A 19,807-nucleotide genomic window follows, 5' to 3' on the forward strand; every position below is an offset into this window, starting at 1 on the left:
TGCCCTCATCCGACAGGACGAAAGAAGATGGGGTTTACCCGGCTTAACAAAGCCAATCTTGCCCGGCGGGCGCAGCGGGGTCATTTCGACGGCACATTATAGACCCTTATGCCGCCCAGCGGCGCGAGCGAGCCCATGACCCGGAACCTGACCCATCTTCAGCGCCTAGAGGCGGAGAGCATACATATATTGCGGGAGGTTGTGTCGGAGGCGGAGCGGCCTGTGATGCTGTATTCGGTGGGCAAGGATTCGGCAGTGATGCTGCATCTGGCCAAGAAGGCCTTCTATCCCTCGCCGCCGCCCTTCCCGCTGCTGCATGTCGACACCACCTGGAAGTTCCGCGCGATGTATGATCTGCGCGACAAGGCCGCGCGCGACGCGGGGATGGAACTGCTGGTCCATCATAATCCCGAGGCCCAGGCGCGCGGCATCAACCCGTTCGACCATGGCGCGCTCCACACCGACATGTGGAAGACGGAAGGGTTGAAGCAGGCGCTCGACAAGTTCGGCTTCGACGCGGCATTCGGCGGCGCGCGGCGCGACGAGGAGAAGAGCCGCGCCAAGGAGCGCATCTTCTCCTTCCGCACCGCGTCGCATGGCTGGGATCCCAAGAACCAGCGGCCCGAACTGTGGAACCTCTACAATGCGAAGAAGGCCAAGGGCGAGAGCATCCGCGTCTTCCCCATCTCCAACTGGACCGAGCTCGACATCTGGCAATATATCCAGCTCGAGGGCATCGAGATCGTGCCGCTCTATTTCGCCGCCCCCCGCCCCACCGTCGAGCGCGACGGCATGCTGCTGATGGTCGATGATGACCGCTTCCCGCTGGCGCCCGGCGAAGTGCCGGTCGAGCGATCGATCCGCTTCCGCACGCTGGGCTGCTATCCGCTGACCGGCGCGGTCGAGAGCGAGGCCAGCACCCTGTCGGAGGTGATCCAGGAGATGCTGCTCACCACCACATCCGAGCGCCAGGGTCGCGCCATCGACAAGGATGCCGGCGGCGCCGGCATGGAGAAGAAGAAGCAGGAGGGGTATTTCTGATGTCCGACGTGATCACACAGGACCCCGTCTACCAGACCGATGCGCTGATCGCGCAGGACATCGACGCCTATCTCGACGTCCATCAGCACAAGACCATGCTGCGCTTCATCACCTGCGGCTCGGTCGATGACGGCAAGTCGACCCTGATCGGGCGGCTGCTCTATGATTCGAAGATGATCTTCGAGGATCAGCTCGAAGCGCTGCAGGCCGATAGCAAGCGCGTCGGCACGCAAGGCGGCGAGATCGACTTCGCCCTGCTGGTCGATGGCCTCGCCGCCGAGCGCGAACAGGGCATCACCATCGACGTCGCCTATCGCTTCTTCGCCACCGAGAAGCGCAAGTTCATCGTCGCCGATACGCCGGGCCATGAACAATATACCCGCAACATGGTCACCGGTGCCTCCACCGCCGACCTGGCCGTCATCCTGATCGACGCGCGCAAGGGCATTCTCACCCAGACGCGGCGCCACAGCTACCTCGCCCATCTGATCGGCATCCGCAACATCGTGCTGGCCGTCAACAAGATGGACCTGGTCGGCTATGACCAGGCCGTGTTCGACAAGATCGTCGCCGATTATGCCGCGTTCGCGCAGAGCATCGGCATCAGCGCCTTCACCCCCATCCCCATCTCCGGCTTCAAGGGCGACAATATCACCGCCCGGTCCGAGAACACCCCCTGGTATCAGGGGCCGACCCTGATGGCGCATCTCGAAAGCGTCGAGGTCGATGCCACCACCGCGGCGGCCAAGCCCTTCCGCATGCCGGTCCAGTGGGTCAACCGTCCGAACCTGGACTTTCGCGGCTTTGCCGGCCTGATCGCCAGCGGATCGGTCAAGCCGGGTGACGCCGTGCGGGTGCTGCCGTCTGGCAAGACCAGCACCATCAGTCGCATCGTCACGATGCCGGGTGGAACCGGCCCGGCAAGCGGGACCGGTGGTGACGGCGACCTCGACGAAGCGATCGCCGGCCAGTCGGTCACGCTCTGCTTTGCCGACGAGATCGACTGTTCGCGCGGCGACGTCATCGCGGTCGCTGACAATCCGCCCGAGGTCTCCAGCCAGTTCGAGGCGACCATCGTGTGGATGGATGACGAGGCGATGCTGCCGGGCCGGCCCTATTGGCTCAAGATCGGCACGCAGAGCGTCTCGGCCACCGTCCAGGCGCCCAAATATGTCGTCAACGTCAACACCATGGAGCATCTGGCCGCCAAGACGCTGGACTTGAATGCCATTGGCGTTGCCGAACTGGCGACCGACAAGCCGATCAGGTTCGAGCCCTATGCCGAAAACCGCACGCTCGGCGGCTTCATTCTGATCGACAAGATCTCCAACCGCACCGTGGCGGCGGGCATGCTCCACTTCTCGCTGCGCCGGGCGCAGAATGTCCATTGGCAGGCGACCGATATCGGCCGCGAGGCCCATGCCGCGCTCAAGAACCAGGTTCCCCGCATCCTCTGGTTCACCGGCCTCTCGGGCTCGGGCAAGTCGACCATCGCCAATGAGGTGGAAAAGCGGCTCGCGCTGATGAACCGCCACACCTTCCTCTTGGATGGCGACAATATCCGCCATGGCCTCAACAAGGATCTGGGCTTTACCGAGGCCGACCGGATCGAGAATATCCGCCGCGTCGGCGAGGTTGCCAAGCTGATGGCCGACGCGGGCTTGATCGTGCTGACCGCCTTCATCTCGCCCTTCCGCGCCGAGCGCGAGATGGTGCGCGAGATGCTGCCGGACGGCGAGTTCATCGAGATCTTCGTCGATACCCCGCTCGAGGTTGCCGAGGCGCGCGACGTCAAGGGCCTCTACAAGAAGGCGCGATCGGGTGCCCTCAAGAACTTCACCGGCATCGACAGCCCCTATGAGGCGCCCACCAGCCCCGAAATCCGGGTCAACACCGTCGAGATGACGCCACAGGAAGCCGCCGAGCATATCATCCGCAAGATCATGCCGCTCAAATGAGCAACATCATGACAGATGCCGATCTGGCCGCCCATCTCGCCGAGACCGCCGGCCGCCTGCTGCTGGAGGTCCGCGCCTCGGGCCTGTTCAGCGCCAAGGCGCTCGGCAAGGCCGGCGACCAGACCGCCAACCAGTTCCTCGTCCATGCGCTGCGGGAGCAGCGGGCCGAGGATGGTCTCCTCTCCGAGGAGATGGCCTGTGACGGGGCCAGACTGACCCACAGCCGGGTGTGGATCGTCGACCCGGTCGACGGCACCCGCGAATATGGCGAGGCACGCGCCGACTGGGCCGTCCATGTCGGCCTCGCCGTAAACGGCGTGCCGACCATCGGCGCGGTTGCGCTGCCGGGGCATGAGGATGGCATCGTCCTGCGCACCGACCAGCCGCGCGCAATCCCGCCCGCGCCCGAGAAACTGCGCATGGTCGTATCCCGCACCCGCCCCGCACCCCAGGCGGTCGCGGTCGCCGAAGCGCTGGGTGCCGAACTGGTCCCCATGGGCTCCGCCGGCGCCAAGGCGATGGCGGTGATCCTGGGCCAGGCCGACATCTATCTCCACGCCGGCGGCCAATATGAATGGGACAGCTGCGCCCCCGCCGCCGTCGCACTCGCCCACGGCCTCCACGCCTCCCGCATCGACGGCGCACCGCTCATCTACAACCAAGAAGACACATATATGCCCGACCTCCTCATATGCAGGCACGAGCATGCCAGCACGGTGCTGGAAGCACTGAAGGGCTAGGCGCGGGTCGTCAGTCCGGCGCCGACATCAGCGCCCGCCCAGGCGCGCCAGCGATCACCGTCGGGATCGATGTCCACCCGGTCCGTCAGATCGAAAATCTTCACCGCCGGTCGGTCCGGCATATAGGCCGGCCAGTCCGGCTCGGGCGCGCCATGGCGGACGAAATGGGCGATATGATCGGTCATCCGCCGGCCGAGCGCCGCGCGGCGCCCGCGCATCGGCCCGCCCCGCGCAAAGGCGGCGCGCAGGCCGCGCATCGGCCAGGTCAGGGTCAGATCGAGGCCATGGGCGGCGCCGGCGATCGGATGGCGATAGTCGAAGCGATAGAACCAGGTCGGCGCCTGCCCCGACTGGCGATCGGCGAAATGGCGCGTCGGCATCAGGAAGGTGAGATCGGTGGCGAGCGCGCGGCGCCCCGCCTTGTCGCGCGGATAGGCGGCGAGGATGCGCGCGGCGTGATCGGCCGGCAATTGGGCCTGGAGCAAGGCTTCGAGCGCCGGCCAGTTGGTCGGCAGGATATCGCCGGGCATCAGCTCGAACAGACGGATTTCCTCACGCGTGGCGCCGGCGAGCAGCGGCACCGGCGCTGCCGGCTCCGCCACCGCCTCCGCCAGCGAGGCCGGCAGCAGGTCGCCGTCGAACCAGGGGGCGGCAGGAATCGTGCCGGGATTGGCGGCGCCGGCCGCGCCCTGCGCCTCGAACAGGCGGATGAGGTCCATGCTGCGCAGCGCGGCGAGATCGGGGTTGCCGAGCGCCGCCATATAATCGCGCGCCACCTGTTCGCTACGGTCGCGGCCATGGATCAGGCTGACGGCGCCACTCTGCATGATCGCGCCGGCAAACAGGCCGCGCGCGGCAGGTGCATGGAGCAATAGCGAGACCGACATGGAGCCGGCCGACTGGCCGCCGACCGTCACCCGCGCCGGATCGCCGCCGAAGGCCGCGATATTGTCGCGCACCCAGGCGAGCGCCGCGATCTGGTCGCGCAGGCCGAGATTGGAGGGGATGCCCGGCACGACCGCGCCGAAATTGACGAAGCCGAGCACGCCCAGCCGATAGTTGATGGTGACGACGATGATGTCACCGTCGCGGGCCAGTTCGCTGCCGTCATAGCTATGGCCGCCACCCGCGACGAAGGCGCCGCCGTGAATCCAGACATAAACCGGCAGCGGGCCGGTCGCACCGTCGGGCACATGGATGTTGAGCGACAGACAATCCTCGGCAAAGTCGGGCAAGGACAGCCGCGCTCGCTTCGCCTGATTGCCATACATTTGCGGACATTGCGGACCGGGGCGTGATGCGTCACGCACATCATTCCACGCGACCGGCGCCTCCGGCGCGGCAAAGCGGTCGGCCCGCGCATAGGGAATGCCGCGCCAGCATCGCACGCCGTTCGCCCGGATGCCGCGCACCGGCCCGGCCGTCGTCGTCACCGTCAATCCGTCCATGCCGCCCCTCCCGTCTTGCGGCGAAGATGCTAGGCGGCGCCGGATGAGGCGCCAACGCGCGGGGCGCAGATAGCGGCGGGGCGATGCCCCTGCCCGATCAGGGCTGCATCGACGGGGTGACGACCAGCCGGTCGAGAATTTCCGCCATGCGATCGAGCGGATAATCGGGTTCCTGCTGCAGCCACCAGGCGAGAATCTCGACCGTGGCGCTGACCGCGAAGACGATGCGCAGTTCGTCGGGCAGCCAGCCGGCATCATGCGGCCTCTGCTGCGCCAGCTGGCGCGCCTGGTCGGAAAATTCCTGCTTGAGCATGGTCGCCGCGCCGCCGGTCAGGAAAGCCGACCAGAGCGCGCGCCGTTCGGCGACATAGGCAAAGAGCGTCAGACAGGACTGGCGGGCATCATCGGCGAACAGGATCGGCAGCGCGCGCTGCAGCAGATCAGCGATCTGTCCGGCCGCCAGATCGTGCAGCAGCGCATCCTTGGACGGATAATGGCGGAAGAAGGTGGCGTAGCCGACCTCCGCCTCGCGCGCGACCTCGCGGATCGTCACCTGATCATAGGGGCGGGTTTCCAGCATGTGGAGCATCGCGTCGAGCAGCTGGCGGCGGGAGCGCAGCTGGCGCGCGTCGGTCGGCAGATTATCCATCGGGGCCATGGCTTAGGGCCTTCGCACCCGCCTGAACAGAGGGGAGGATCGCCGGGCCGATGATCCGCCCCCGCCCCATTGCCCGGCGCCCCTGCCCGACTAGGGTCCGGCCCGACAGGAGAGGAAGCACGCCATGGACAACCGGATCGAGACGCTGATCGCCAAGGAAGAGATCAGGGCACTGGCCCAGCTCTATTCGCGCGGGGTCGACCGGCAGGATTTCGCGCTGATCCGGTCGCTCTATACCGACGATGCGACCGACAGCCATGGCGCCTATTATGACGGGCCGGTCGACGGCTATGTCGCCTTTCTCGAAGCGTCGTTGCCGCACATGCATATCGGCAATCATTTCGTCTGCAACCATCTGGTCAGTGTCGACGGCGATACCGGCGAGGGCGAGGTCTATGCCATTGCCTGGCATTTGATCCCCGATGGCAAGGGTGGGCTGCTGCACGATATCCAGGGGGTGCGCTATATCGACAGCTATCGCCGCGTCGATGGCCAGTGGCGCTTCGCCAAGCGGGTGGTGAGCTTCGACATGAAGCTGCTGCAACCCGCCGCCGACCATGGCGACAAACCGGTGCCGGTGAATGATCCCAGCTATGCGCTGCTGACGCCGCTGTTTGCACGTGGGGCGGGCCGCTAGCCGCTTCGCCGCAGCGATGTCGCCGCCGCTTCCTTGACAGTCAAATCAACAATCCTGTTGATGATAGCCAAGAAGAGCGGCGCGACAGGCGCCCGCTGGAGCGGATGATGGCCTTTTCGACGATCGACCTGACCGCGCGCATCGGCACCGAGATCCGGACCGACGCGGCAACCCTGGTGTCGGGCGCTCACGCCGACACGATCCTGGCGCTGTTGCAGCGGCGCGGCGTGCTGATCGTGCGCGGGCTGCACATGAGTCGCGAAGATCAGCTGGCCTTTTCCCACACGCTGGGCCGGGTCCAGCCGCAGGGCGAAGGCGGCATCTTCAAGGTGACGATCGATCCGAAGGAAAATCCGGGCGCCGAATATATCAAGGGCGCCTTCTTCTGGCATATCGACGGGGCAAGCGACGACGTGCCCAATTTCGCCGCGACGCTGAACGCCAAGTCGCTGTCCAGGACCGGCGGCAGCACCTATTTCGCCAATACCTATGCCGCCTGGGACGACCTGCCCGACGAAGAGAAGACGGCCTATGACGGGCTGCGCGTGGTCCATAGCTTCGAGACATCGCAGCGCTATGTGAACCCCGAACCCACCGTGGCGGAGCTGAATTTCTGGCAGATGCGCACGCCCAAGGTCCATCCCTTGGTCTGGACCCATGAGACCGGCCGCAAGTCGCTGGTGCTGGGATCGACCGCCGACCATGTCGAGGGAATGGACCCGGCGCAGGGCCGCGTGCTGCTGTCCAGGCTGCGCGAATGGGCGATCCAGCCGCAATTCGTCTATCGCCATGACTGGACCGAGGGCGACCTGCTGATCTGGGACAATAGCGGCACGATGCACCGGGTCGATCCCTATCCGCTGGAAGAAAATCGCATGATGCATCGCACGACGATCGAGGCGATCGAGCAACTGGTCGGCGCCTGAAAAGCGACACCGAAATTGACATATAGGAAGGAATTGCGATGACGAGGTCTCTCAACGGCCGCACGGCCGTGGTCACGGGTGCAGGATCGGGCATTGGCCGCGCGATCGCGCTGCGCCTGGCCGAAGATACGGCCAAGATCGCGGTGTGGGACATCAATGGCGACGGCGCGGCCGAGACGGTCAAGCTGATCGAGGCGGCCGGCGGCACCGCCATCGCCATCACCGCCGACTGTTCGGACAAGGCAGCGATCCATGCGGCGGCGGAAGAGACGCGCGCCAAGCTGGGGCCGATCGCCATCCTGGTGAACAATGCCGGCATCGCCCCCTTCACCCCGTTCATGGACATCGATGACGACCTGTTCGACAAGGTCATCCACATCAACCTGCGCGGCCCTTATCTGCTGACCAAGGAAGTGCTGCCCGACATGCTGGCCGCCGGCTGGGGCCGGGTGATCAACATCACCTCCTCCTCGGTCCAGTCGGGCTCCTTCGCCCAGGGCCATTATGTCTCGTCCAAGGGTGGCCTGATGGGCATGACCAAGGCGCTGGCGCTGGAATTCGCGCCGAGCGGCGTGACCTTCAACATGGTGCCGCCCGGCTTCATCGACACGCCGATGCTGCGCGCCGCGCCGATCGACGCCGACGCCTTTGCCCAGACGCTGCCGATGAAGCGGATCGGCAAGCCGGAAGATATCGCCGCCGCCTGCGCCTATCTGGCGTCGGAAGAGGCCAGCTACATCACCGGCCAGACGATCAGCACCAATGGCGGTCGCTATATGGGGTCGCATTAACAGGACCGCATCTGGCGACGGGAGCCGGGACGCTTGCATGGGCGGCCCGGCCATTTATGCTCCGACCATGGTCCAGAAACGTCGCGTCGGCGCCGAAAGCTCCGAAACCCGCGCCCGGATCGTGGAGGCCACCGAACAGGTGATCCGCGACGAAGGCTATGCCGCCGCCAGTTCGCGCCGGGTGGCGTTGCGCGCCGAGCTGCCGCCCTCGCTGGTCCATTATTATTTCCCGACCACCGACGACCTGCTGCTGGCAGTGTTCCGCCGCGGCGCCGAACAGAGCGACGCAATGATCGAGGCGGCGCTGACCAGCGCCGATCCGGTGCGGGCGCTGTGGCGCTTCTTTTCCGACCCCAGCCGCAACGCGCTGGCGATGGAGTTCGTCGCCATGGCCAATCATCGCAAGGCGATCCGTGCCGAGATCGCCCGCCACAGCGAGGCGATGCGGGATCGCCAGGCGCAACTGATGGAGCAGTTGCTGGGTGATCGACTCGCCGATCACAAGGTGACGGCAGCGGGCCTCAGCCTGCTCCTCGCGGCGGTCGGCCGCACCCTGGTGATGGAAGCCGACATGGGGGTCGCGAGCGGCCACGCCGACGCGCGCGCTTCGGTCGAGGCGCTATTGGACGAATTGCTGCCGCCCGAAAAATGAGAGGCATTGACTTTTCTGTGCAGGCATGTTGAACATGTGTTCAAACGCGCAGGGATGCATAGGAGAGCAAGGCATGTCCGCCACCACCATTACCCGTTTCGTGCATGAAGATATCAAGCCGAGCATCGGCAGCCGCATCCTCAACAGCAAGGAGGAGCTGCTGGCCGGCGAACTGGCGCCGCAGATTCGCGAGCTGCTGGAACAGCGCGGCGTGCTGGTCTTCCCGAAGATCGACTTCACCGACGAGGAACAGATCGCCTTCACCAAGACGCTGGGCGCCTTTGCCCCCGAGCATCGCGGTGGCGAGGAAATCCACAAGATCACCCTCGACGTGAAGGAAAATCCGCAGAGCGCCGAATATCTCAAGGGATCGCTCTACTGGCATATCGACGGCACGATGAACGATGTGCCGATCCTCGCCTCCTTGCTCTCGTGCAAGGTGCCCGCGACCTGGGGCGGCAATACCGGCTTCTGCAACACCTATGCCGCCTATGAGGCGCTGACCGACGAGCAGAAGGCCGAATATGAGACGCTGCGCGTGATCCACTCGGTCTGGGCGACGGTCTTCTATTATGAGCCCGAGCCCAGCCTCGCCAAGCTGAAGGGCATGCGCCAGGTCGGCGAGAATGAGCTGCCCCTGGTGTGGAACCACAAGTCGGGCCGCAAGTCGCTGGTGCTGGGCTGCACCGCCCAGCGGGTCAAGGATCTCGATCCCTATGCCAGCGCCGAAATCCTGGTCGGGCTGCGCGAATGGGCGACCCGCGAGGAATTCAGCTACAGCCATGAATGGAGCGTCGGCGACCTGGTGATCTGGGACAATACCGGCACCATGCACCGGGCCGAGAAATATGATCCCGACTGCAACCGGATGATGCACCGCACCAAGCTGCAGGGCGAAGAACCCTTCGAATAAGGATCGGCCGTCCGGCCTTTCCACGCCCGCCGCCCAACCGGGTTGGCGGGCGTTTTGCCCTGCCCCCGGAGCATCGTCATGAGCACCCCGCTGACCTTCGGCTATCTCTATGATTTCCGGAACCCGCCCCAATGGGAACGGCGCCCGGCCGATCTTTATGCCGAGATATTGGACTTTATCGCCTGGAGCGAAACGGCGGGCTTTGCCGGCGCCTGGGTGCCCGAACATCATGGCGCGCAGGATGGCTACATGCCCGCGCCCAATGTCGCGCTGGCGGCGATCGCGGCGCGCACCAGCAAGATCAGGCTGGGGTCTGCGATCGCGCTCGCCCCGCTCTATCATCCGGTCCGCTTTGCCGAGGAATGCGCGGTGCTGGATATCCTGTCCGATGGCCGGCTGGAGATGGCGCTGGCGATCGGCTACCGCCGGCGCGAGACCCAGGCCTATGGCGTCGATTTCGCCAAGCGCGGCGCGCGCTTCGACGAGTTTCTGGAAATCGTCCAGCGCCTCTGGGCCGGCGAGACGGTCGATTTTGCCGGGCAGCATTATAATGTGACCGGCGCGTCCCTGCGCCCGGCTGCGCCGCGCGGCCGCATCCCCCTCTATATTGGCGGCTTTGCCGAAAAGGCGCTGGCGCGGGTGGCGAAATATGCCGACGGCTATTTCGGCAATGAGGAGGTATGCGGCCTCTATGCGGACAAGCTGCGCGCCGAGGGGAAAGACCCGGCCGCCGCGCGCATCCGCATCCAGAGCCTGTTCACCCTGGTCGCCGAAGACCCCGAGGCGGCGATGGCGGAGATGGCCCCCTATTTCCACCATGTGAACGAGACTTACGGCGCCTGGCTGGCCGAGGATCAGGCATCGGGCATCGACAAGGTGGCGCTGAAACCCATGTCGCTTGACGCCTTCAAACGCAGCGGCATCCTGCAGATCCTGACCCCCGACGCGGCGATCGACCATTTCCGCGCGATGCAGCAACGCATCAATGTCGAGCATATCATGATGATGCTCCCGCCCGGCCTGCCCCCGGCGAAGTTCCAGCCCTATGCTCAGCTGTTCGCCGACAGGGTCATGCCCGCATTCTGAAGGGCGGCGTCAGTTCCCCTGCAAGGCGCGGCGGAGGGCAGCGAGGCGCATCGCCTGGAGTGCCTGCATCTGCGGCGTATCGGCGCCGGCCAGGCCGAAGCCATGATAGGCGCCGGGCGTGACATGAAGTTCGACCGCGATGCCGAGGGCCAGCAGCCGGCGGGCGAAGTCGATATCCTCCTCCAGGAACAGGTCGAGCGCGCCGACGCTGATGAAGGCGGGCGGCAGGCCGGACAGGTCGGGGCAGCGGGCCGGCACGGCCGCCATGGGCACGCGGTCGGTCCCCGCTTCCTGACCCAGCAGTGCGCCCCAGCCATAGCGGTTCTGCACCGGGGTCCAGACGAACCGGCCGGTGACGGGGTGGCGCGGCGCGCTGCTGCCGGTGCGATCGTCCAGCATCGGCGCGTCGAGCAGCATGAAGCAGATCGGATAGGCGCCAAGGTCGCGGGCATGGATCGCCAGCGCCACGGCATGGCCGCCGCCTGCGCTCTCGCCGCCGATCGCGATGCGGGTCGGATCGATGCCCAGCGCGTCGGCCTGGTCATGCAGCCAGGCGAGCGCGGCGTAGCAATCGTCGCGGGCGCCGGGGAAAGGGGTTTCGGGCGCCAGCCGATAATCGACCGACAGGACGACACAGCCCAGTTGCGCCGCCCAGGCGCGATTGGACAGGTCGCTCATGTCGGCCATGCCGAGCACGAAGCCGCCACCATGGATATGGAGATAGGCCGGACGCAGGGCATCCCCAGCCGCCTCGGCCGGGCGATAGAGCAGGCAGCGCACATCGGGCGATCCGGGCGCGCCGGGCAGGAAGATTTCTTCCCGCTGCACGGCGGCCAGCGCGTCGGGCATCGGATCGGCCGGGCGGTTGGCAAAGGGCTGGCGGAAGGCGGCGATGGTCTGATCGCTGAGGTCGAGTGGCGGGAAGAGGTCGAGCGCCGCGCGCAATTCGGGGGCTACCAGTTGCCGCGCCTCGTCCATCGTCCCGTTTCCTCTATTGTGCGTCGCGTGGCCGGTCATAGGCGGCACCATCGAAATGGTCGAGCGGCACCAGAGGTTCGGCGGTGAAGTCGATCACCCGGCCGACGCGCTGTGCCCTCACCGCATTTTCCGGCTGAAAGGTGAAGCAGTTGGGCGGCACGCGGGTCGCGGTCGATTGCCGCTCCATCGGGATCAGCCGGCCATTGGCCAGGATCGTGCCCCATTGCAGCAGCCGGGCCGCCTCGCGCTCTGGCTCTTCCAGCGCATCGATCCACGGCCGCAGCTTCATCAGCGACTGGCCGGCAATGTCGGCCGGCGCGGTCATGACATGGCTGCGATGGGCGACCTGTAACAGCGGCATGCCGTCGCGCCTGATTTCCGCAACCGCCTCGCCCTCGATCGGGTCGCAGGCGAGAATCTCATAGCGGGTCGGCGCCTCGTCGCCGGCATGGGCTGCCGCCAGCACGGCCAGGTCGTGCAGATGGGTGCAGTTCGCCTTCTTCTCGCCACGCGCCGCAACGTCACCCAGCGCGACGCCAGTGAAGGTCGCCTGCAGCACCGCCGGCGCTCTGGGACAGGTGGTCCAGGGCACCCGCTCCATGATCGCGTCGACGCCGCTGATGCGCGCGCCGTCATGATGCAGGATGACGGCCATGCTGTGATAGTCATCCTCGACCGCCGCCGTCACCCGGCCCGGCAACGGCGTCACCAGGAAGCGACGGCGAAAGCCGGGCAGCATGTCCAGCATGCCGCTGTCCATCGCGATCAGTCCTTCGCCAGCAGCAGCGCCGCCGCCATGGGGCCGCCACCCGATGTCGCCACGGCCACCTTCGGGTCGCCGGCGATCTGCCTTTCGCCGCCCTCGCCGCGCAACTGCACCACCGATTCATAGGCAAAGCCGAAGCCGTGCAGCCGGCCCCAGCCAAGCTGGCCGCCGCCGGTATTCATCGGCAATTCGCCGTCGAGCGCGATGCGCTTGCCGCCTTCGAGGAACTGGCCGCCCTCGCCGACATCGCAGAAGCCCAGCCCTTCGAGCCAGGTGATCGGCTGGAAGGCGAAGCCGTCATAGAATTGGACGGTATCGACATCCTTGGCGCTGTAGTCGGTATTCTTCCACAGGTCGCGCCCGGTCGGATAGGCGCTCGCCCATTCGGCCTGGTCCCAGCTGTAGCGCTCGACCGATCCGGCGCTGGCGGCGATGCGGACCGGGGTGGTCTTCACTTCGCCCAGCGCATCGCCCGCCGACACGATCAGCACGGTCGAGGCATCGGTGAAACGATCGCAATCATAGAGACAGAAGGGCGAACTGATCATCCGCGCCGCCATATACTCGTCCATGGTCAGCGGCTTCCTGACGATCGCGCGGGGGTTGCGCGCGGCATTGGCATGGTCGTTCAGCGCCACCTGGGCGAGCTGTTCGCGGGTCAGGCCATAGCGCTTCATGTGGCGCATCGCGAATTGCGCGGTCCAGTTGGCCGCCGAAAAGGCGCCGAAGGGCGAGACCCATTGCGAATTGCCCGACACATCCTTGCGCCGTTCCATCGGCGGAAATTCGTCGGGACGGGCCAGCGCCGCCGCTTCATAGACGGTGCGGAAGCACAGGACATGGCGGGCAAGGCCGGCCTTCACCGCCATTGCCGCCTCGGCGATCGCGCCCAGCTGCGCCGTCGCCTCGGCCGCGCCGATATGCCAGCGTGTGTTGAGGCCCAATATCTCGATCACATCGTCGGAGCTGACCGGCGAGAAGCCGAGGAAGGTCGACATCTTGCCGGGATAGGTGGCGACGCCATCGATCTGGTCGAGCGTCAGGCCGGCGTCGGCAATCGCCTCGCGCACGGCGTCCAGCGTCAGGCCGAGCGGCGACCGGGTCAGCCGCACGCCGACCTCCGACATGCCGATGCCGGTGATATAGGCTTCGCGCGCCATGCTCATGCGACCTTCTCGAACAGGGGGAACCAGATGCCGTCCTGCTCCTCGAAGGTGACGCGGACGCGGTCATCCATGTCGACGGCATCGACCGGGCAGTTGACGATATTGGTGGTCAGATAGACGCCGGGCACATCGTCGAGCCGGACGCGGGCGATGACGAAGGGCACCTCCATATCCTTGGCCCAGGCCTGATAGTTGATCGTATAGGTATCGACCGCGCCGGTGCCGGCGACCGCATGGGGGCCGACATTCTCCGACTGGCAATGACGGCAGATCTCGCGCGGCGGATGGGTGAACTGGCCGCAATCATCACAGCGGGTGATGTTGAGCTTCCCCTCCGCCCCGCCGGTCCAGAAGGCGCGATTTTCCCGATCGAGGCGCGGGCGCGAACGTTGCCAGACCATCAGACGTCCCAGACCAGGTTCAGGCTTTCGATGCCGATCACATGGCCGCCATGGAAGACCGTGGGCTTGGCCGGATCGAGCCGGAATTCGGGCAGACGCGCCAGCATCTCCTCATAGAGAACCTGCAACTCCACGCGCGCGAGGTGCGAGCCAAGGCAGCGATGCGGGCCGACGCCAAAGGCGATGTGAACATTGTTCTCGCGATCAAGATCATAGCTGTCGGGCTGCGGAAACTCCTTCGCATCCAGATCGGCGGCGGGCAGGAACAGCTTGAGCATGTCGCCGGGCATCATCTTGGCCCCGGCCAGTTCGGCCGGCTTCTTGATGACCCGCATCGGCACGGTGAAGGTATAGCGGCGCAGCATTTCCTCGGCGGCTTCGGCCACCAGCTTGGGCTCGGCGCGGAGCTTGGCCTGCAATGGCAGGTCGAGCGCCAGGCCGCGCATGGCAAGGCCCATGCCGTTCATCACCGTGTCGAGGCCGGCGATGAACAGCAGCACACCGTAATTTTCCATGTCGGCAAGCGTGCTCGGCTGACCGTCCACCTCCAGCTTCCACAGCATGGAGATGATGTCGTCGCGCGGATTGTCCTTCCGGTCGAGCACGGTGTCGCGCATCGCTGCGGCAATGCGCTGCAAGCGGCGCATGGAGCCTTCGCGATCGGTATCGATCGCCTCCATATGCTCCTTCACGATCTGGCGATATTCCGGCAGTCGTTCGAGCGGCAAGCCCAGCATCTTGAGGAAGACCTGCACCGGCAGCGGCTCGGCCACGGTGCTCATGAACTCGCACTGGCCATCGGCCTTGATCGCGTCGATCAGTTCGCCGGCCAGTTCGCGGATGCTGTCCTTCAGGGCTGCGATCGTCTTGGGCGAGAAGACCTTCTGCAGCGGCTGGCGATATTTGGTGTGCTCGGGCGGATCGAGCGTGATCGGGATCGGCTGCGGGATATGCGGCGCGCCCGGCGGCAGCGAGGCGAGCAGCGCCTTCATCTTGTCGGCTGGCACGAACTCGCTGGAATAGGTTTCGGTATCGCGCGACGCCTCATAATTGGCGGCATGGGTCAGCGCGACCCAGCCGCCGCCATTGCGCGGCGTCCAGAAGACCGGCGGCGCCGTCTTCAGCAGGTCGAGGATGCGCGCATGCGGATCGGCCAGCAGGCCCGGATCGGCATGGACATCGAAATCATAGACGAGCGCGTCGGGCACATGGGCCGGCTGTGGCGCGGCGGGGCTCAAGGTGGCGTGGGCCATGATTCTCTCCGTCTTCCCTGCTGGGGCGGGCGCGTGCAGGACGCGTCCCTTCTTGTCGGACCCGTTTTGCCCGGCGGCCCGGCAAAGGCAAAGGGGCTGGGTGCGGTGATGCCAGATAACGCACCGACGATCCGCGTCGCGGCTCCGTATCGCGATGGCGATTGTGCCGGGGGCCACGTTGATCGGGGCCGCAATCTCCTTTCTAAGGAAGGTCAGAATAGCCGGAGAGGGCAGATGAGAATCCGCATCGAAAAGTCAGGCTGCGTGGGCAATGCCCGCTGCGCCGCCGTGTCCGAGGACATGTATCCGCTGGACGAGGACGGCTATATCGCGACCGAGGGTTTCGACGTGGCAGATGGCGAGCAGCAGACCGCCAAGCGCGGCGCGCGCGCCTGCCCCGAACGCATCATCGTCGTCGAGGAAGATGATGGCAGCATCAGCTGGCCGCCCAAGGCCAAGGCATAATCAGAGAATCCGGGAGAGCGAAATGAGCGACATTTTGGGCTATAAGGGCAAGCGCGTGATCGTGAGCGGTTGCTTCTCCGGCATGGGCGAGGCGACCGCCAAGCTGCTGCTGGAGCTGGGCGCCGAGGTCCATGGCCTCGACTTCAGGGACAGCAGCCTGCCGCTCGCCTCCTTCACCAATGTCGACCTGCGCGACCCGGCCTCGATCGAGGCGGCGGTGGCCGGCATCGGCGGCAAAGTGGATGCGCTGTTCAACTGCGCCGGCCTGCCCCAGTCCTTCCCGCCGCTCGACGTCATGAAGGTGAACTTCATCGGCCTGCGCCACCTGACCGAACAGGTATTGCCGCTGATGGGACCGGGCGGCGCGATCGCCAGCATTGCCTCCACCGGCGGGCTGGGCTGGAGCCGCCGCATCCCGACCAACATGGAGTTCGTCACCACCAAGGGCTATGACGCCGCCGTCGCCTGGTGCGAGGCGCATCTCGATGATGTGGTCAAGGAAGGCTACAGCTTCTCCAAGGAGAATGTGATCGTCTGGACCCAGTTTATGGGCGCGCATCTCATCAAGAAGGGCATTCGCATCAACTGCACCCTGCCCTCGCCCACCCAGACGCCGATGATGGCGACGTTCGAGGCCGCGTCCGGCAAGGATGTGGTCGCCGCCGCCGCCGAGCCGATGGGCCGTTACTCGACCCCGGCCGAACAGGCGGGCGGCATCGTGCTGCTGAACAGCGATCTGGCCGGCATCGTCAATGGCGTGGTCTTCCCGGTCGATGGCGGCTTCATGGGCGGCGTCGCCACCGGCCAGGTGGACCTCAGCGTCATGATGCGGCGTTCGGCGCCCGCCGAGGCCTGAACCCCATGAATTTCGACCTGACCGACGATCAGGAGATGATGCGCGACATGTTCGCGCGCTTCCTGGACGAACATAGCAGCATGGCGCGGGTCCGCGCCGCCGCGCCGACCGGCTTCGACTCCGCTTTGTGGCAGGGGCTGGCGGAACTGGGCGCGCTGTCGATCCGCGTGCCCGAAGAGGCCGGGGGTCTCGGCCTCGGCCTGTTCGACGCGACCATCCTGATGGAGGAAGCGGGACGGACATTGGCTTCGGGGCCACTGGCCGAAGCGCTGGTGGCGGCGCGCTTGCTGGCGCAACTGGGCGGCGAGGCGACGGCCGACCTGCTTGGCCGCGTACTGGCGGGCGATGCGGTCGCCAGCTTCGCCTTCGACGATATCGCGGACACGCCCGTCCAGTGGATTGGCGGTGGCCTGGTGGCCGAAGCGGTGCTGGCCCGGTCGGGTGACGACATCCTCCTCGTCACCGTGCCGGCAGAGGCACGCAAGGCGGAGGATAATCTGGCCTCCACCCCGATCGCGCAGATCGACCTGTCGGCGCATCCGCGCACGGTGCTGGCATCGGGGGCCGAGGCGCTGGCGATCTTCGCCGCCGGGATCGAGGAATGGAAGCTGCTGATCGCCGCCGGTCTGGCCGGCATCGGCCGCGAGGCATTGAAGCTTGCCGCCGCCTATGCCTGCGAGCGCAAGCAGTTCGACCAATATATCGGCCAGTTCCAGGCCATTTCCCATCCGCTGGCCGATATTCTTTGCGAAATCGACGGCGGCAAGTTCCTGGTGTGGAAGGCGATCCGCGACCTGGCCGATGGCGCGCCCGAAGCCGGCGGTGCCATCTCGATCGCCGCCTGGTGGAATGCCAACAGCGCGGCCAAGGCGGTGGCGCAATCGCTCCACACCTTCGGCGGCTATGGCCTCACCACCGAATATGACATCTTCCTCTATAATCTGCGGGCCAAGGCCTGGCCGCTGGTCGGCGGCGATCCGCAACGCTGGCTCGACGAGGCCGGCCGCCGGCTCTACGCCGATGAGGCCGCCGCCCTGCCCGACGCCGGGCCGATGCCGGTCGATTTCGACCTGGGCGAAGCGGCGCAGGCGATCAAGGACGAGATCAACGCCTTCTTCGCCGCCAATGTCACGCCGGAGATGCGGGCGACCTTCCACTATAGCTGGGAGGGCTATAACCCCGAACTCAACCGCAAGCTGGCGGCGCAGAATCTCCTCTATCTCGGCCTGCCCAAGGATGTCGGTGGCCGGGGCCTGTCCGCCTATGAAAAGACGGCGGCGATGGATGCGTTCGAGGAGCAGGGCTATAACAACCCTGCCGCCAATGTGACGCAGATGGTGTCGCTCATCATCCACCGCTTCGGCACCGAGGAGCTGAAGCAGGCAGTGCTGCCGGAAATCATGCGCGGCGAGGTGATCTGTTCGCTCGGCTATTCCGAACCCGGCTCGGGCTCCGACGTGTTCGCCGCGCAATGCCGCGCGACGCAGGAGGGTGATGGCAGCTGGCGGATCGACGGCACCAAGATGTTCACGTCGGGCGCCAACCTGTCCACCTATGTGCTGATGCTCTGCCGCACCAATCCGGACGTGGCCAAGCATAAGGGCCTCACCATGTTCATCGTGCCGCTGAAGGCCGATGGCGTGACGGTGCAGCCGGTCCACACCTTCCAGGACGAGCGCACCAACATCACCTTCTATGATGGCGTGCGCATCCCCGACAGCTGGCGGCTGGGCGAGATTGATGGCGGCGTGCGCACCATGAGCGCCAGCCTGGAGCTGGAACATGGCGGCGGATTCGCCAAATATCAGCGCAAGATGCTGCAGGCCGGCGAAGCCCTTTGTCGCGAACTTATCCACAGGGGCAGGCCGCTGATCGAGGATGGCGGCGCACAGGCGCGGCTGGCCCGCACCGCCGCCAATCTGTGGGCGTCGGAACTCATCACCTATCGCGCCCAATGGGTCATGTCGGAAAAAAAGCCGAACCATGCCTATGGCCCGATGGCCAAGATGTTCAGTTCGGAGAAGTTCCTGACCGACGCGCGCGACCTGCTCGACCTCACCGCCCCGGCCTCGCTGTCCAAGCGGAAGGGCCCGGCGGAGGAGATCAACATGTTCTATCGCCACGCGCAGGGCGCAACCATCTATGGCGGCACCAGCGAGGTGCATCGCAGCATGATCGCGGAAAAGGGCCTCGGCCTGCCGCGCACCCGCGCCTGAGGAAGATCGCATGACGGACGACGCGCCCCATCTGCTGACGCAGGAACAGGATGGCATTCTCATCGCCACGCTGAACCGGCCGGACAAGCTCAATGCGCTATCGGCGGAGACGATGGCGCTGTTCGAGGCGGCGCTGATCCGTTTTCGCGACACGCCGGAGCTGAAGGTGATGCTGGTCCGATCGACCGGCCGCTATTTCTGTTCCGGTGCGGACATGAAGAGCGGCGGGTCGCCCAGGGAATATCCCCGCACGCCCAGCGGCATCCGCGAAAATCACCGGCTCCAGCTCAACGGGATGCAGCGCATCTATGACGAGATGGAGCATGTGGAAAAGCCGATCGTCTGCGCCATCCACGCCACCTGCGTCGGCGGCGGGCTGGAAATGGCCTTGTCCTGCGATTTCCGCCTAGCCGCCAAGTCGGCCGCCTTCTCCTTCCCCGAAGGGCTGTTCGGCGTGCTGCCGGCCTCCAACGGGGTCAGCCGCCTGACCCGCATCTGCGGTCCGCACTGGGCGCGCTGGCTGATCATGGGCAACCAGAAGGCCGATGCCGACCGGGCGCTGATCATGGGCCTGGTGCATGACGTGATGCCGGACGAGGGCTTCGAGGACGCGGCCCTCGCCTTCTGTCGCCACCTCACCAAGCAGAATGGCGAGCAGATGGGCGCCGCCAAGATCGCGATCGAGCTGGCCGCCGAAGTCGGCCCGTCCATGGGTCGCCATGTCGAACGCATGGCCAATAGCGCGCTGATGCTCAACCCCGCCTATCTGGAGGGGATGGAACGCTATCTGAAGGGCATCGGCGGCAAGAAGGATTGAGTTTTCCTTCTCCCATCCACACACTTATCCACAGCTTTT

Annotated in this window: 20 protein-coding genes; 13 read left to right on the forward strand and 7 right to left on the reverse strand. The window is 65.9% G+C overall.

Annotation, left to right across the window (positions count from 1 at the left end; genetic code table 11):
* The first annotated feature begins 108 nt into the window (after nucleotides 1-108).
* From cysD to U0025_RS18775, 3 genes are read left to right on the forward strand one after another with little or no spacing between them, the layout of a single operon-like run.
* Complete coding sequence (gene cysD, locus U0025_RS18765; RefSeq protein WP_072895319.1) at nucleotides 109-1,041, forward strand: sulfate adenylyltransferase subunit CysD; 933 nt, start codon at nucleotides 109-111, stop codon at nucleotides 1,039-1,041.
* A complete protein-coding gene (cysN, locus tag U0025_RS18770) occupies nucleotides 1,041-2,999 on the forward strand; it encodes a sulfate adenylyltransferase subunit CysN (protein ID WP_004209016.1) in 1,959 nt (652 codons plus the stop codon). The genes cysD and cysN overlap by 1 nt, the downstream gene beginning before the upstream one ends.
* Before the next feature lie 8 nt (nucleotides 3,000-3,007).
* Nucleotides 3,008-3,739 (forward strand): 3'(2'),5'-bisphosphate nucleotidase CysQ, encoded by a 732-nt coding sequence (locus U0025_RS18775; RefSeq protein ID WP_004209017.1) that lies wholly within the window; start codon nucleotides 3,008-3,010, stop codon nucleotides 3,737-3,739.
* Here the strand turns inward: U0025_RS18775 and U0025_RS18780 are convergent.
* Together U0025_RS18780 and U0025_RS18785 are read right to left on the reverse strand one after the other, a co-directional pair.
* Nucleotides 3,736-5,187, reverse strand: coding sequence for a carboxylesterase/lipase family protein (locus tag U0025_RS18780; protein ID WP_004209018.1), 1,452 nt, complete (start codon nucleotides 5,185-5,187; stop codon nucleotides 3,736-3,738). The two genes, U0025_RS18775 and U0025_RS18780, sit on opposite strands and share 4 nt — an antisense overlap.
* Before the next feature lie 97 nt (nucleotides 5,188-5,284).
* Complete coding sequence (locus U0025_RS18785; RefSeq protein WP_004209020.1) at nucleotides 5,285-5,845, reverse strand: TetR/AcrR family transcriptional regulator; 561 nt, start codon at nucleotides 5,843-5,845, stop codon at nucleotides 5,285-5,287.
* A gap of 124 nt (nucleotides 5,846-5,969) precedes the next feature.
* Between U0025_RS18785 and U0025_RS18790 the strand changes: the two genes are divergently transcribed.
* The 6 genes from U0025_RS18790 to U0025_RS18815 all read left to right on the forward strand — a co-directional run bounded on the left by U0025_RS18790 (nucleotide 5,970) and on the right by U0025_RS18815 (nucleotide 10,850).
* The gene (locus U0025_RS18790) at nucleotides 5,970-6,482 is read left to right on the forward strand and encodes a nuclear transport factor 2 family protein (protein WP_004209023.1); all 513 of its coding nucleotides are present in this window, start codon (nucleotides 5,970-5,972) and stop codon (nucleotides 6,480-6,482) included.
* Nucleotides 6,483-6,586: 104 nt separating this feature from the next.
* Nucleotides 6,587-7,408, forward strand: a complete 822-nt coding sequence (locus U0025_RS18795) for a TauD/TfdA dioxygenase family protein (RefSeq protein WP_174320750.1) — start codon at nucleotides 6,587-6,589, stop codon at nucleotides 7,406-7,408.
* A gap of 38 nt (nucleotides 7,409-7,446) precedes the next feature.
* Nucleotides 7,447-8,199 (forward strand): SDR family NAD(P)-dependent oxidoreductase, encoded by a 753-nt coding sequence (locus U0025_RS18800; RefSeq protein WP_004209025.1) that lies wholly within the window; start codon nucleotides 7,447-7,449, stop codon nucleotides 8,197-8,199.
* A gap of 67 nt (nucleotides 8,200-8,266) precedes the next feature.
* Complete coding sequence (locus U0025_RS18805) at nucleotides 8,267-8,851, forward strand: TetR/AcrR family transcriptional regulator (RefSeq protein ID WP_230588698.1); 585 nt, start codon at nucleotides 8,267-8,269, stop codon at nucleotides 8,849-8,851.
* Nucleotides 8,852-8,924: 73 nt separating this feature from the next.
* Entirely contained in the window at nucleotides 8,925-9,764 is an 840-nt protein-coding gene (locus U0025_RS18810) for a TauD/TfdA dioxygenase family protein (RefSeq protein ID WP_004209027.1), read from the forward strand.
* Between the two features lie 78 nt (nucleotides 9,765-9,842).
* Nucleotides 9,843-10,850, forward strand: a complete 1,008-nt coding sequence (locus U0025_RS18815; protein WP_004209028.1) for an LLM class flavin-dependent oxidoreductase — start codon at nucleotides 9,843-9,845, stop codon at nucleotides 10,848-10,850.
* A gap of 9 nt (nucleotides 10,851-10,859) precedes the next feature.
* Here U0025_RS18815 and U0025_RS18820 read toward each other — a convergent pair whose 3' ends face one another.
* From U0025_RS18820 to U0025_RS18840, 5 genes are read right to left on the reverse strand one after another with little or no spacing between them, the layout of a single operon-like run.
* The gene (locus U0025_RS18820; protein ID WP_004209029.1) at nucleotides 10,860-11,828 is read right to left on the reverse strand and encodes an alpha/beta hydrolase; all 969 of its coding nucleotides are present in this window, start codon (nucleotides 11,826-11,828) and stop codon (nucleotides 10,860-10,862) included.
* A 13-nt stretch (nucleotides 11,829-11,841) separates the two neighbouring features.
* On the reverse strand, nucleotides 11,842-12,588 hold the full coding sequence (locus U0025_RS18825) for a DUF2889 domain-containing protein (RefSeq protein WP_004209030.1): 747 nt from the start codon (nucleotides 12,586-12,588) through the stop codon (nucleotides 11,842-11,844).
* A gap of 5 nt (nucleotides 12,589-12,593) precedes the next feature.
* A complete protein-coding gene (locus tag U0025_RS18830; RefSeq protein ID WP_004209031.1) occupies nucleotides 12,594-13,760 on the reverse strand; it encodes a thiolase family protein in 1,167 nt (388 codons plus the stop codon).
* Nucleotides 13,757-14,161, reverse strand: coding sequence for a Zn-ribbon domain-containing OB-fold protein (locus U0025_RS18835; RefSeq protein ID WP_004209032.1), 405 nt, complete (start codon nucleotides 14,159-14,161; stop codon nucleotides 13,757-13,759). The genes U0025_RS18830 and U0025_RS18835 overlap by 4 nt, the downstream gene beginning before the upstream one ends.
* Nucleotides 14,161-15,414: a cytochrome P450 gene (locus U0025_RS18840; protein WP_004209033.1), complete on the reverse strand. Its 1,254-nt coding sequence runs from the start codon at nucleotides 15,412-15,414 to the stop codon at nucleotides 14,161-14,163. Before U0025_RS18840 ends, U0025_RS18835 begins: the two co-directional genes overlap by 1 nt.
* Nucleotides 15,415-15,648: 234 nt before the next feature.
* On the opposite strand from U0025_RS18840, the gene U0025_RS18845 reads away from it, so the two are divergent.
* From U0025_RS18845 to U0025_RS18860, 4 genes are read left to right on the forward strand one after another with little or no spacing between them, the layout of a single operon-like run.
* On the forward strand, nucleotides 15,649-15,879 hold the full coding sequence (locus U0025_RS18845) for a ferredoxin (protein ID WP_004209034.1): 231 nt from the start codon (nucleotides 15,649-15,651) through the stop codon (nucleotides 15,877-15,879).
* Between the two features lie 22 nt (nucleotides 15,880-15,901).
* On the forward strand, nucleotides 15,902-16,735 hold the full coding sequence (locus U0025_RS18850) for a coniferyl-alcohol dehydrogenase (RefSeq protein WP_004209035.1): 834 nt from the start codon (nucleotides 15,902-15,904) through the stop codon (nucleotides 16,733-16,735).
* Between the two features lie 5 nt (nucleotides 16,736-16,740).
* Nucleotides 16,741-18,951 carry an acyl-CoA dehydrogenase gene (locus tag U0025_RS18855; protein WP_004209036.1) on the forward strand — a complete coding sequence of 737 codons (2,211 nt, stop codon included), beginning with the start codon at nucleotides 16,741-16,743 and terminating at the stop codon, nucleotides 18,949-18,951.
* A 10-nt stretch (nucleotides 18,952-18,961) separates the two neighbouring features.
* Nucleotides 18,962-19,768 (forward strand): enoyl-CoA hydratase/isomerase family protein, encoded by an 807-nt coding sequence (locus U0025_RS18860; RefSeq protein ID WP_004209037.1) that lies wholly within the window; start codon nucleotides 18,962-18,964, stop codon nucleotides 19,766-19,768.
* Nucleotides 19,769-19,807: the final 39 nt, after the last annotated feature.

This window comes from Sphingobium yanoikuyae (assembly GCF_034424525.1).
GTDB classification, from domain to species: domain Bacteria; phylum Pseudomonadota; class Alphaproteobacteria; order Sphingomonadales; family Sphingomonadaceae; genus Sphingobium; species Sphingobium yanoikuyae.

What these genes read in the sequence shown, in the direction of transcription:
- cysD (WP_072895319.1), top strand. Translation starts at nt 109, where the DNA reads ATGCCGCCCAGCGGCGCGAGCGAGCCCATGACCCGGAACCTGACCCAT.
- cysN (WP_004209016.1), top strand. Translation starts at nt 1,041, where the DNA reads ATGTCCGACGTGATCACACAGGACCCCGTCTACCAGACCGATGCGCTG.
- U0025_RS18775 (WP_004209017.1), top strand. Translation starts at nt 3,008, where the DNA reads ATGACAGATGCCGATCTGGCCGCCCATCTCGCCGAGACCGCCGGCCGC.
- U0025_RS18780 (WP_004209018.1), bottom strand. Translation starts at nt 5,187, where the DNA reads ATGGACGGATTGACGGTGACGACGACGGCCGGGCCGGTGCGCGGCATC.
- U0025_RS18785 (WP_004209020.1), bottom strand. Translation starts at nt 5,845, where the DNA reads ATGGCCCCGATGGATAATCTGCCGACCGACGCGCGCCAGCTGCGCTCC.
- U0025_RS18790 (WP_004209023.1), top strand. Translation starts at nt 5,970, where the DNA reads ATGGACAACCGGATCGAGACGCTGATCGCCAAGGAAGAGATCAGGGCA.
- U0025_RS18795 (WP_174320750.1), top strand. Translation starts at nt 6,587, where the DNA reads ATGATGGCCTTTTCGACGATCGACCTGACCGCGCGCATCGGCACCGAG.
- U0025_RS18800 (WP_004209025.1), top strand. Translation starts at nt 7,447, where the DNA reads ATGACGAGGTCTCTCAACGGCCGCACGGCCGTGGTCACGGGTGCAGGA.
- U0025_RS18805 (WP_230588698.1), top strand. Translation starts at nt 8,267, where the DNA reads ATGGTCCAGAAACGTCGCGTCGGCGCCGAAAGCTCCGAAACCCGCGCC.
- U0025_RS18810 (WP_004209027.1), top strand. Translation starts at nt 8,925, where the DNA reads ATGTCCGCCACCACCATTACCCGTTTCGTGCATGAAGATATCAAGCCG.
- U0025_RS18815 (WP_004209028.1), top strand. Translation starts at nt 9,843, where the DNA reads ATGAGCACCCCGCTGACCTTCGGCTATCTCTATGATTTCCGGAACCCG.
- U0025_RS18820 (WP_004209029.1), bottom strand. Translation starts at nt 11,828, where the DNA reads ATGGACGAGGCGCGGCAACTGGTAGCCCCCGAATTGCGCGCGGCGCTC.
- U0025_RS18825 (WP_004209030.1), bottom strand. Translation starts at nt 12,588, where the DNA reads ATGGACAGCGGCATGCTGGACATGCTGCCCGGCTTTCGCCGTCGCTTC.
- U0025_RS18830 (WP_004209031.1), bottom strand. Translation starts at nt 13,760, where the DNA reads ATGAGCATGGCGCGCGAAGCCTATATCACCGGCATCGGCATGTCGGAG.
- U0025_RS18835 (WP_004209032.1), bottom strand. Translation starts at nt 14,161, where the DNA reads ATGGTCTGGCAACGTTCGCGCCCGCGCCTCGATCGGGAAAATCGCGCC.
- U0025_RS18840 (WP_004209033.1), bottom strand. Translation starts at nt 15,414, where the DNA reads ATGGCCCACGCCACCTTGAGCCCCGCCGCGCCACAGCCGGCCCATGTG.
- U0025_RS18845 (WP_004209034.1), top strand. Translation starts at nt 15,649, where the DNA reads ATGAGAATCCGCATCGAAAAGTCAGGCTGCGTGGGCAATGCCCGCTGC.
- U0025_RS18850 (WP_004209035.1), top strand. Translation starts at nt 15,902, where the DNA reads ATGAGCGACATTTTGGGCTATAAGGGCAAGCGCGTGATCGTGAGCGGT.
- U0025_RS18855 (WP_004209036.1), top strand. Translation starts at nt 16,741, where the DNA reads ATGAATTTCGACCTGACCGACGATCAGGAGATGATGCGCGACATGTTC.
- U0025_RS18860 (WP_004209037.1), top strand. Translation starts at nt 18,962, where the DNA reads ATGACGGACGACGCGCCCCATCTGCTGACGCAGGAACAGGATGGCATT.